This window comes from Shewanella electrodiphila, from assembly GCF_023283985.1.
Lineage (GTDB): Bacteria > Pseudomonadota > Gammaproteobacteria > Enterobacterales > Shewanellaceae > Shewanella > Shewanella electrodiphila.
In genome coordinates, this window is sequence record NZ_JAKIKU010000002.1 from 130,781 (window position 1) to 142,662 (window position 11,882).

Genomic DNA, 11,882 nt, shown 5'->3' on the forward strand with positions numbered 1-11,882 from the left:
TCAACCTGATAGTGAGTGAGATACTTTCGGCAAATTGAATACGCAATAAAAAAGGACAACGAAGTTAGCTTCGTTGTCCTTAAAATTTGTGTCAGTAATTAGCTGATTTCCGAAGTTAGCGATTTGATCGCTAGAATTCAGTCTCTAGAATTCAATAGTATCTTGCCAGCCTAAAAGTACACCTTGCATGCCATGCTTTTGCTCATATCGTTCAAGCTTTTCAGGGCTTGCATCATCAAGAGCTAACTCGCGATATTTCTTGGCAAACTTGAGGGTACGCAATAACTCTTTATAGAAATGCTTACCTAAGTCTTCGCGTATGGTTTGTGCTAAAGCGTCGGGTAAATGACTTAGCGCGCGCTCAGTATGAAGCGTAATCGTATCAACACTGAACCATTTTTCATCTAATTCAATTTTGCGTAAACGCTTTTTCATGTCTTCACGCACTCTGGCGTCATCAAACATAATACGGTACAAAACGGCTTCAGCTAATACGCTTTCTAAGCCCAAGCTAAATAAAGGGTCAAGCTCCACTTTAGCGTAAAAGGTTTCTAATAAAACCTTAGTGGCTTCTTGGTTTTGATGATCTTTCAGCGCTGTTTGATAATCTTGCCAGCCTAACCATTCTTCAGTATCGGGTGGAGTAGAGATTTTCTCTAACAAGAGCTGATTGATACCACCGTAAAGCGAATTATCACTTCCGTGCATGTGTTTACTGACAGTTGTCAGCATGCTCCAGCCTTTTTGAAAACACTTAAGCACGCCATCGGGCGTTTGCAGTAAAGCGACTGAAGCGACAGGTTCTTCACCTGTTAGCGCAATAAGTCCTATACTTACGACACCAATGACATCGTGAGCTGCATGCTCAAGCAAATGCATTTTGTGTTTGTTATAAAACTTATCTGCCAGTTTCAAACTCATTAAAATCGCTTTGGATTTTATTTGAGTCACATGTTCATCGGTTAAGCGTTCTTCTGCACGTCCATATTCAAGTACACGACTAAAATAGGGACCTTGGTTATTATCACGTAATGCTAATTGCATTAAGTCGATTCCTTAATCAAGAAAAGTAAACATGTCATCGACTTCAGCGTATTCATCAGCCACTTCGTTTTTCTCTTTCGCTTGTAGAACAAGCTCATTAACGAATTTACCGATGATTTGCTCCCAGCCAGAACTTTCATTACGTAGCAAGTTCTTAATTGATGAAGCCACACTAGGTGCAAGTTGTTTAATCAGAGCGAATAAGCTGCGTGGGTCGTCCATCGCTAAGCTGTGAGCTTCTTCATCTGCCTGCCAGTTACTGTAGCCTACAGTTTCGCCATCATCTTCATCATCGAAACTCTCGTAAATCGAATTACCATCTTGCTCGCCAGATGGTGCAAGGATTAGCTCAATAAACGGAATTGACAAGTAGAATAATCCAGCTGGATCTTCAGCAATACATTCTAAAATAGCGGTTTGCTTTTCTTCTGTTCCCTGAATACGAATGAGGTAAGTCAGAAACTCAAATGTATGGTGCATGAGCTCATCGGCATTGGTTTTAATTTGCTCTTCCCAATACAGTGGCTGCTGACAAACGATGTCACGGATTTGTTCTGGCGACATCAACTCAGACATGATTGATGGACATGAAATATCATGGTGACTGTTAATTTGCGTTAAGGTCACAATATCCATGTGCTCAATAACATCAACCAGTTGATCATCCGACATGGTATTAGCAATAATTTCAAAGCGCTTACTGGCTTGTTGCGGCTCGACATCGGCAAGATCTTTAATCTCTGCTGCTGTGAGTTCAATAAGGTTGTTCATTATCGCTCCTCGTCATCATATTGATCGTAATAGCCTTCTTCATCGCTGTCGTCATAATCACCATCATCATTGTATGGATCATAACCGTCGTCAGATGAATCTGAGTCTGAAGCACTACTGAATGATTTACTCGGCGCTACCACATTATCTTGGGTGTTAAGTAAGTACACCACGGCGCAGCTCTCAATCAGTAACTCTTCACTATACTTACGTACTGCCAGCACTAAAGGCACATCATCATTATTAAATTGAATCGTTACTTTAAACTCATCCCACGACGGCATCGTCGCAGTATCAATCCATGTTGCCCACTTGGTTTTGGCAGCATCTGAAAAGCGAATTCGATTGAATAGCGCCACAGGTAAGTATTCTGGCACAGCGGCAAGCATCGAAGGATCCGCTAATAAGATCGCTTTCATTGAGTCAGTAAATTTGGCTAATGCTTCAGGGCTATCGGGATCGTTATACGACTCGATATTGTCATAGGCATTATTTTTTAACTCATTAATACGTGAGATATTAAGTGGTTTGCTCATGGGTTTCTCAAGAATAAAATTGGTCCCACAGCTCGGTCATTGCCGCTGTAGGATTGGTCACGATGACATTATTAAAATCTTTAATAAAGGCAGTTCTTAATTTTTTATCAGACAAAACATCATAGGCATTTTTGACCCGATGCAACTGCTGCGCTGCAAGATGTTTTTCTTCTTCTGAAGCATTAATCAGTTTATCGGGGTGTAACTTATTTGATAAACGTTTATAGGCTTTTTTTATTTCGTCTTCTTTGGCACTGGCTTTAACACCGAGGACTGTGAAGTGGTTAATCATATTTTTACCTATGGCATATGAACTTGGATAGACTGATGCTAATCCATTAAATTATGATTATTTGGTTGTATACCCATGATACTTCAAGATGCAAAGTCAGCAAGGCAAATAGTGCCAAGATGCTAGGCATAATATTGAAGTATAGTTATTCTACATAGATATTTTATAACAACGCAGATTGGTGCTATTTGCCTTGCCCTACGGGGCGCAAGCTCGAAAACCATTGCTACGTTTTAAGCTTTGAAAAGTGAATAACAATTACCTCAGCTTACGCCTTGCATTGTTATCCGAGCTTGTGCCTGACAAAGCATTTTGAGGTAACATGGGTATAAATAATAACAGAAATACAATCATTTCCATAAAACTATCAACTAGTTTAGCTTATTACAAAATTCAGATGTTCAAATTGAATAAAAATAATACAAAATTAATAATCTGAATGTCCACTTTGGCTGACAGTTGCTTTGAATTATTCTCATTTTTAGGCTTTTGAAAATAAAAAGAGCACATCATGGTGCTCTTTTATATTGTATCTTAGCGACCGCTACTGGCTTTTGCGACTAGCTTTATCGACTAGCTATTCCTAACAAATAATTCTGCTATCGACTGCTATTGATTGTTATTAACAATTGCTATTAACGATTGTTAGCAAACAAATATAGTAAGTTTATCTCTCCGTGTTGTCTTTTTCGATTAAGGCTAAAATCACTGGCACTATTTGATTAATAGCACCAACACAAAGACTTAATATTGCGACATATTCCCAACCCATGTTTAGCTCCTTTTTGTTCCAACTTAACGGCTGTCACGTTGTTTTTTCAGATGCAGCCAGTGTAGAAAAGAAGGTGAATCTAAATAAGTGAGAACTGTCATGGGTTCAGATGACAAAAGTCATATATTGGCGTTTTTATATTTATTAACGGCTATTTAATCAGCTTTAGCAGTGATTTAAATCGCTCGCCACTGGCTTGATGCTGTAGTTCAAATAAGCATGACTCAGTATTGGTTGTTCGTGCGCCTAATTGCGTCATCATTTGAATACCCAGTTGTTTGTTTTCAACAGTGCGTGAAGATACCGCATCGGCGACAAGATGGACGTTATAGCGATTAGAGAGTAAATCTTGGCAGGTTTGGTAAACACAAACGTGGGTTTCAATACCGGCAAGAATAATATCTGTGCGATTAAGTCTGGCTAACTGCTGCTGAAACTCTGGACTTTGCCAAGCGCTGAAATATGACTTTGGAATAACTTGAGTCGTTTTACTCAGTAGTGCAGCTAACTCCTCTGTGGTGCCGCCCAATTTATCGGGCAATTGCTCAACCCATAAAATTGGCATATCAAACAGCTGCGCTCCTTGAATAAGAATGCCCAGTTGTTTGTGGAGTTCGGGAGATTGTTGCATGACTTGGGCAAGTTTACCCTGAACATCAATGATCACTAATACCGATTTATCTGTGGTTAACATGGCCATTCCTTACTACTGGAGAATTAGGTGTATGAGTCATACTGAGTAAACGATACTTTTGCACTAATGACTATTGTCGAAAAGTCGAACAAGCTTAATCAGCTGATAAACGGTAAGTGAGTTATCCTGTAAATCTAATACGGTGATGCTGTTATGGCTATGACTATGGCTAAGCAGCTATGACTGCGTTGCTATCGGTATAGCAATAGAGCTGCAACTGGGCCTTCAAGGAAGAGTAATGAACAAGCGAATTATTATATGTGCCGACGGTACTTGGAACCGACCTGAAGAAGATATTAACCAAGATCAAGCGACCAATGTGCTGCGTCTAGCGAGAGCCATTAGCCCCGTCGCTGCCGATGGCACTCCCCAACAGGTATTTTATGACTGGGGAGTAGGCTCTTATTACGACGGTATCATTGGTGGCGCAACCGGAAGAGGTCTGCATAAAAATATTGTCGATGGCTACCGATATATTGTGCAAAATTATCAAGCGGGTGACGCCATTTACTTATTTGGCTTCAGCCGAGGCTCGTATACCATGCGCTGCTTGTGTGGACTGATTAATAACTGCGGCATCGTAAAACGCCCTGATGCCAAGCTCATTCAACAAGCTTTTGACCACTATAAAACCCAAGCTTCAGCATATGCACCAGATGGCGCGAAGTCATTGGCATTTAGGCAGCAACATTCGCATCCTTCGCGAGATATTGAGTTTGTTGGTGTATGGGACACGGTGGGCGCAATGGGGATCCCCAGCTCTTTTTTAGGCTTGTTTGAAGATAAAGATGAGTTTTATGACACGAAAATTGGCAGCAATGTCAAAGTGGCTCGCCATGCACTAGCGATTGATGAGCATCGACAAGATTTCGAGCCGACAATTTGGCAACCCAAAAATACCATGGATATGAAACAAGTTTGGTTTGCGGGTGCCCACAGTAATATTGGTGGCAGCTACCAAGCTGACAAAAATGGGCAGATGTTATCGGATAATGCTTTGTTATGGATGTTGTCTGAAGCTCAAGCGAAGAGTTTAAGTATTGAGGCACATTTAATTAATCAGGTTTCACCAACCCCTTTAGCTAAATTGCATAACTCGCGACGTAGCTTTTATCGTGTTAAACGCAAACTGTATCGAGATATGGCCCCAATGGGTCTGCCAATGTTGATCCATCAATCGGTAAAAGATCGTTGGGATAATGACCCCAAATACCGACCTAAGAATCTTCAAGACTTAATCGAGCAATATGGCTGGCCCAGTGAACTCGTGTTATAACGCATTCAATAGTCTTAATAAATTGCTAGAATAGCGTTTTAGCGCTGGTTTATTAAAACTGGATTCATTTTTACGTTATTGGTTACATTAACCGTGACTTCACTTATCAAAGGATTTTTAGTGGCTCATTTTGTTGCTCATCGATTTATATTCACCTTAAGTTTCACTTTAGCGTTATCGGTACTAGGCGTTTGTGGCAATGCAGCGGCTACAGAAGCGGCTACAGAAGCGGCTACAGAAGTGTTAGCAACGAAAGCTTTAGTGAGCAAAGAGATAGTAAACAAAGCTTTAGTAGATAAAAGCATTCCTGCTAAACGGGTGATTGCGTTATCTCCTCATGCAGTAGAAATGCTATATGCCATAGGTGCAGGTGAGACGATTGTTGCTACCACGGATCATGCAGACTTTCCTGAGCAAGCTAAGAATATCCCGAGTATTGGCGGCTATTATGGCATTCAGATGGAGCGAGTGATTGAGCTAAATCCAGACCTTATTGTGGTGTGGAAAAGTGGCAATAAAATGGAAGACATTGGTCAATTAAAACAGCTAGGTTTTAATGTGTTTAATAGCGATCCTAAAAGCCTAGATGATGTGGCCAAAGAGCTAGAACAATTAGGTGAGCTAACGGGGAATCAACAGCAAGCTAAGCGAGTGGCTAATGATTACCGCAAACAGTTATCGCTCATTCGTAGTGAAAACCAACAAAAGCCTGCTGTGAAAGTCTTTTATCAATTATGGTCAACGCCATTAATGACGGTATCAAAGGGCAGTTGGATAGAGCATATTATCAGTGCTTGTCATGGCGAGAATGTATTTATCGATGCTGCCAGTGAATACCCACAGATAAGCGTTGAGAATGTACTGTTAACCGGTGCAGAAGTGATTCTTCAAAGCCAAGATGAAGGTAATGTGATTGGTGTCGATTGGTCAACGTGGCCTGAATTACCCGCAGTAAAAAATAATCATATCTATCAGCTTAATGCGGATTTACTGCATCGCGCTTCCCCAAGAGCCATACTAGGTGTGCAAGCACTTTGTGACGCTTTAGATAACGTCAGAGCGCAATGACATCTGACTTATACTCACAAGCGATATGTTTAGCTGTTATCAAAGCACAGCGAGATAAGACCTAAGCTCAAAGTATAAGGCATAACCTTTCCTGTTGTGATTCACCTATTGCTAATAAAGTGTCCGCTCGGACACTTTCCTTTTATGCGGACACTTTTTCAGTGTGTCCGCGGACACATTCTATTGCGTTAAAAGAACTACGATTTAGTTAAGTTCATGATTTTAATTGTTTTTAATTTTCTGGCACGCCCTGTGCTATCTGTTAGGTATCAATATCGAATTAGCGGACTAGATAACCATATAACGGACATTATCTAGCGAGTTTCAAGGAACTGAGATGATTAAAGATACCAGCGGACAAGATACTGTCGTTAAGCCAAGTGCTTCTAAAAAACTCCGTATGCCAGTCATTATTGGCACAGTAGGTGTGTTAATGAGCGCCTTAGTGTGGGCAAGCATTGGACATGATTCATCGATTCGTTCAATTGAAAGCAAAGACTTACGTTTAGCCACGGTAACTCGTGGCACTTTGGTTCGTGATATCGCTACCACAGGTAAAATCGTTGCGGCCAATGCGCCTATTTTGTATAGCACTGAACAAGGTGTCGTGACGCTATTGAGTCAGCCTGGTGATCAAGTTGAACCCAACCAAGTTGTTGCTCAAATCGATAGCCCTAAATTACGCAGTCGTTTTCAACAAGAGCAATCGGTATATGCCGCAATGGAAAGTGATTTAGAGCGCGCCAAGTTAGATGCACGCCGTGAGCAATTACGAGTCACCCAAATACTGGATATGGCGAAAGTTGATTTGGAAGCCGCAGACAGAGAAAGCCGCCGAGGCGATCAATTGATTCAAAACAGCTTGATTAGCCGAATTGATTTTGAGAAAGGTAAAGATGAGTTACGCAAAGCTAATTTAATGCATCAGCATGCGATTCAAGAAGTCGATTTGATGCGCGATACCTTAACGTTCGAACTGAAAAATCGCGCTTTGGAAGTCGATAGACAAGCCTTGGTTGTTACCGAGCTTGCTCGTCAGATCTCAGCATTAGAAGTTAAGGCACCGGTTAAAGGCATTATTGGTAACTGGTTGGTTGAACAAAAAGCACGAATTGGTGCCAGTCAGCCTATTTTAACGGTTGTGGATTTAAGCGCCTTTGAAGCAGAGCTTGCTGTACCTGAGTCTTACGCAGACGATTTAGGTATTGGCATGGAAGTGGAACTGAGTTTTGGCAGCGTCAATGTTATGGGTCACTTGTCTTCTATTTCACCTGAAGTAAGAAATCGTGAGGTAACCGCGCGAGTTAGGTTTAATCCTGAACCGAGCTTATCACTACGTCAAAACCAACGTTTATCAGCAAGGGTGTTATTAGAGAATCGCCCGAATGTATTAATGGTAAAACGTGGTGACTTTTTAAATCGTGGTGGTTCAACTGCATTTGTGATGAATCAAGATATGGCAGTTAAAACGCCAGTGATACTAGGCGCTAGAAGCATGAGCCAAGTTGAAATCGTCGACGGTGGTAAAGAAGGTGATGTATGGGTGGTGTCTGGCACCGAAGCATTTAGAAACGATGAACAGATTCAAATTAGATAAATGTTAACCCTATTGGATTACAACAGCATTAAGTAAGGACGCCACAATGAAATTATCTCAAACAAAACCAATCACTGGCTTTATCGCGTTGATGTTTTTGAGTTTAGCGGTGAGTTATCGCATAGATGAAAGCTTTAACTGGTTGTCATTTAGTTTTCAAATTATTGACCTAACAGATCAACTCGCAGATCAGGTTAGTTATGGATTAAGCAGCGACATAGTGCAGGTGCTATTTGAATTAGATTTTGCCACTGCCATACAGATTATTGTGCAGTTTTAGCACTGTAAAGAACCATTTTATTAACCAACTTATAGAATAAATAATGATAACTAGCGCTAAAGCATTAGCTAGTTAAACAAGGAAAGAACACATGTTATCAATGAAAAATATTAGCAAAGTATTTAAAACGGACTTAGTAGAAACTCATGCTTTACGTGACTTTAATCTTGAAGTTGAAGAAGGGGAGTTTGTCGCGGTTACAGGGCCATCAGGCTCAGGAAAAACCACCTTTTTGAATATTGCAGGTTTACTTGAAGGGTTTACCTCTGGCGAATTCTGTCTTGATGGTGTCAATGTATCTAACTTAAGCGATAACCACAGCGCTAAAGTCAGAAATGAGAAAATTGGTTTTATTTTCCAAGGTTTTAACCTTATCCCTGATCTTAATTTAGCTGAAAATGTTGAAGTGCCTTTACGTTATCGTGGTTTTAATCGCGCTGAGCGTAATCGCCGGGTGGAATCAGCGTTAGAGCAAGTAGGATTAGCAGCGCGTATGAAGCATTTACCGTCACAATTGTCAGGTGGGCAGCAGCAACGTGTTGCGATTGCTAGAGCCTTAGCTGGCGAGCCAAGGTTTCTATTAGCCGATGAGCCAACGGGTAATTTAGACAGCTTAATGGCGCGCCAAGTGATGGAGCTACTAGAAAACATTAATCAAACGGGAACCACAATTATTATGGTGACCCATGATGCAGAATTGGCTCGACGTGCCCAGCGCAATATTCAAATCGTTGATGGCCAAGTGTGTGACTTTTCTATGTATCAAAAAGCCGAACAATCTGTTGTAACCGATTTACAGCAAGCTGCTGGCATACAACAAGCTGCAAGTAGCAATGGATAATCTGAGTAGGAGATAAGCTTATGTTTTTATATTATTGCGATCTTGCTTGGCGCAGCATCAAGAAAACCCCAATGCTATCCATGCTAATGGTTTTAGCGATTTCAATTGGTATTGGGATTACGATTACTACGCTCAATGTTTACAAAACCATGTCATATAATCCTGCCGGAGACAGAAGTGATAGCATCAACTCCATTCAGCTTTGGAGCCAAGGCTTAGATACCTGGGATGATTTTCAGTCGAATATTACTTACACAGATACCATTAATCTACGTAATAATAACGAGCTAGCGCTTAAGGCTGCATCATTTCGCACAGGGCTGGCGATGCAATCTGATAATCAAGATATTGAGCCTGTGTTAAAAAGTATTCGAATCACAGACAGAGACTTTTTTAGCATTTTCGAGGTGCCATTTTTATATGGTGAACGTTGGAGTAAAACGGTCGATAGTCAGCCTGCTTATCAAGTGGTGATCGGTGAGAAACTCAATCAAACGTTTTTTGATGGACAAAACAGTGTCGGTAAAACCATCTACCTTAATCGTAAGCCTTACCAAGTAGTGGGAGTGATTAAAGAATGGAATCCACAACCTAAATACTATGATCCTCTGAACGGTGCATTCAATGATGCTGAAGAGGTGTTCATTCCATTCTCACTGACTGAGCAAGAAGAGTTTGATGTTTGGGGTAATACCAGTGGCTGGAAATTTGAGCCAATGTTGACCTATCAAGACCGCTTAAATTCTGAAAAAACCTGGATTCAGTTTTGGGCGTTATTACCAACGGCTGCCGACAAGCAACAGTTGCAAACTTGGCTTGCTCAGTATGTTGAACAACAACGCAGCTTTGGTCGTTTCACTGATACTGCTAAAACTCCACAAGAGTCTTTTCAAATTAGTGATGTGGCGCTATGGCTTGAGAATAATGATGTAGTGCCAAGAGATAACAAAATTTTAGTCGGCCTCAGCGTACTGTTTTTGAGTGTGTGTTTGGTCAATATTTTAGGTTTATTGCTAACTAAGTTTTTAAAACGCGCGCCAGAAGTGGGTGTTCGCCGCGCCATTGGTGCCAGCCGTGGGCAGATATTTTCCCAGTATATGGTGGAAGTGGGCTTAATCGGTTTTATTGGCGGCATTGTAGGGTTGTTGTGGGCTTGGGGGGCATTAACTGTGCTACATGCCGAGTTTAATGTCGACCCGAGTGTTACAGGGTTAGATACCAGCATGTGGATTATCACACCACTAATTGCCATATCAACGGCAGTACTGGCAGGTGTGTATCCTGCTTGGGTAGTGTGCCGCACTAAGCCTAGCGTGTATTTAAAAGCGCAGTAGTGAGCAAAGAAAGGAATTCAACATGTTACATATCAAACCTATTTTATCGAGTTTAATGCGCAGCAAAAGTGGTCCTGTGTTGTTGCTGTTACAGATTATTTTGTCAGTTGCGATAGTGGCTAATGCCAGCTTTATTATTCATGAACGTTTAACCATGATGCAGCGTGATTCGGGCTTAATGGAAGAGCAAGTTTTAAGCTTTAACGTTTATAATTTTGACCCTGCTATCGATAACATTCAGCAAAATGTTATCGACCAACAAATATTACGTGGCCTACCCAATGTCATTGATGCCAGTTCAACCAACATGATGCCACTCAGTGGTAGCGGCTGGATGGATCGCTATGTTGATAGTGCCGATGAAGACACCGCCAAAAGTATGCCTGGCTTTGCTTTGTATTTAGGTAATGAACATTTACTCAATGTGATGGGCGCTAAGCTTATCGAAGGGCGTAATTTTCGTCCTGAAGAAATCAATACTCAACTTGATCAAAGCGGTATGGTAGCGATGGTATCGAAACCTCTAGCTGAAGAGTTCTGGGGAGATGAATCTCCCGTTGGCAAAATCATGTATCAAGGTGCACAAACCATCGAAATCATTGGCGTGATTGAAAAGCTACAAGGGGCTTGGGTTAATCATGAGAATTTTGAATATAGCGTGATTCAAAATATTGATTTTGGCGGTGGGTTGAAGAATAAAACCTATATGGTACGTGCTTTACCTGAACATATTCCCGCTCTAGAAGAAGCCATTGTCAAAGCGTTTCATGCTGAAAACCCTAATCGCGTTATTGATGGTTTTTCATCACTACTCGATATGAAGAAAGAGTCTTATAGCAACCACAGATTAATGGCAACCTTACTCAGCATGATGGTGATTTTATTGCTGTTGATTACTGCTTTAGGGTTAACAGGGATGGTGATGTTCAATATTCAGCGTCGTACTAAGCAGATTGGTACTCGCCGTGCTTTAGGGGCGAAAAAACGCGATATTGTTAACTTCTTTATGGTTGAAAACTACATGATTTGTCTTGCTGGTGGAGTGATTGGTGGCTTATTGTCATTGCAATTAGGTCAACAATTAATGAGTTTATATAGTTTACCCATGTTACCCATGACTTATCCTATTGCCGCTATTGCTGGCTTGTTAATCGTGACGACATTGGCAGTGATTTTCCCCGCGCTGAAGGCGGCAAAAATATCACCTGCAATGGCAACTCGCAGCGTTTAACTAACATCAGAGGTTAATGGTGAGTCGTCGCCATTAACCTCAAAATAATCCTATGGCCTATGCTAACTTAGGTTGATACATGCTTAAGCTTCTCGCAAAAGAGACCTTTTTACAGTAACGTTATCTGGATTACATAACGCCAGAAC

The 11,882-nt window shown here is 41.1% G+C and carries 12 protein-coding genes; 7 read left to right on the forward strand and 5 right to left on the reverse strand.

Features of this window, described 5'->3' with window-relative positions; translation table 11 throughout:
- Window positions 1–144: 144 nt before the first annotated feature.
- The 5 genes from atcC to L2737_RS04150 all read right to left on the reverse strand — a co-directional run bounded on the left by atcC (window position 145) and on the right by L2737_RS04150 (window position 4,109).
- Window positions 145–1,044 carry a cold adaptation protein AtcC gene (gene atcC / locus L2737_RS04130; protein ID WP_102526136.1) on the reverse strand — a complete coding sequence of 300 codons (900 nt, stop codon included), beginning with the start codon at window positions 1,042–1,044 and terminating at the stop codon, window positions 145–147.
- A gap of 12 nt (window positions 1,045–1,056) precedes the next feature.
- The gene (gene atcB / locus L2737_RS04135; RefSeq protein ID WP_102526137.1) at window positions 1,057–1,815 is read right to left on the reverse strand and encodes a cold adaptation protein AtcB; all 759 of its coding nucleotides are present in this window, start codon (window positions 1,813–1,815) and stop codon (window positions 1,057–1,059) included.
- Complete coding sequence (atcA, locus tag L2737_RS04140; protein WP_248954892.1) at window positions 1,815–2,351, reverse strand: cold adaptation protein AtcA; 537 nt, start codon at window positions 2,349–2,351, stop codon at window positions 1,815–1,817. The genes atcB and atcA overlap by 1 nt, the downstream gene beginning before the upstream one ends.
- Window positions 2,352–2,358: 7 nt before the next feature.
- Entirely contained in the window at window positions 2,359–2,643 is a 285-nt protein-coding gene (atcJ, locus tag L2737_RS04145) for a cold adaptation protein ActJcold adaptation protein ActJ (RefSeq protein ID WP_102526139.1), read from the reverse strand.
- Window positions 2,644–3,566: 923 nt separating this feature from the next.
- On the reverse strand, window positions 3,567–4,109 hold the full coding sequence (locus L2737_RS04150; RefSeq protein WP_102526140.1) for a hydrolase: 543 nt from the start codon (window positions 4,107–4,109) through the stop codon (window positions 3,567–3,569).
- Between the two features lie 238 nt (window positions 4,110–4,347).
- Here L2737_RS04150 and L2737_RS04155 point away from each other — a divergent pair, with 238 nt between their 5' ends.
- The 7 genes from L2737_RS04155 (at window position 4,348) to L2737_RS04185 (ending at window position 11,736) form a co-directional block, all read left to right on the forward strand.
- Window positions 4,348–5,385 (forward strand): T6SS phospholipase effector Tle1-like catalytic domain-containing protein, encoded by a 1,038-nt coding sequence (locus L2737_RS04155; RefSeq protein ID WP_248954893.1) that lies wholly within the window; start codon window positions 4,348–4,350, stop codon window positions 5,383–5,385.
- Between the two features lie 261 nt (window positions 5,386–5,646).
- Window positions 5,647–6,453, forward strand: coding sequence for a cobalamin-binding protein (locus L2737_RS04160; protein WP_346349191.1), 807 nt, complete (start codon window positions 5,647–5,649; stop codon window positions 6,451–6,453).
- A gap of 337 nt (window positions 6,454–6,790) precedes the next feature.
- Complete coding sequence (locus L2737_RS04165) at window positions 6,791–8,050, forward strand: efflux RND transporter periplasmic adaptor subunit (RefSeq protein WP_102526142.1); 1,260 nt, start codon at window positions 6,791–6,793, stop codon at window positions 8,048–8,050.
- A 46-nt stretch (window positions 8,051–8,096) separates the two neighbouring features.
- Window positions 8,097–8,330 (forward strand): hypothetical protein, encoded by a 234-nt coding sequence (locus L2737_RS04170; protein ID WP_102526143.1) that lies wholly within the window; start codon window positions 8,097–8,099, stop codon window positions 8,328–8,330.
- 91 nt (window positions 8,331–8,421) lie between these two features.
- A complete protein-coding gene (locus L2737_RS04175; RefSeq protein WP_248954894.1) occupies window positions 8,422–9,171 on the forward strand; it encodes an ABC transporter ATP-binding protein in 750 nt (249 codons plus the stop codon).
- Between the two features lie 20 nt (window positions 9,172–9,191).
- A complete protein-coding gene (locus L2737_RS04180; RefSeq protein ID WP_102526145.1) occupies window positions 9,192–10,505 on the forward strand; it encodes an ABC transporter permease in 1,314 nt (437 codons plus the stop codon).
- Window positions 10,506–10,527: 22 nt separating this feature from the next.
- A complete protein-coding gene (locus L2737_RS04185) occupies window positions 10,528–11,736 on the forward strand; it encodes an ABC transporter permease (protein ID WP_248954895.1) in 1,209 nt (402 codons plus the stop codon).
- The last annotated feature ends 146 nt before the right edge of the window (window positions 11,737–11,882 follow it).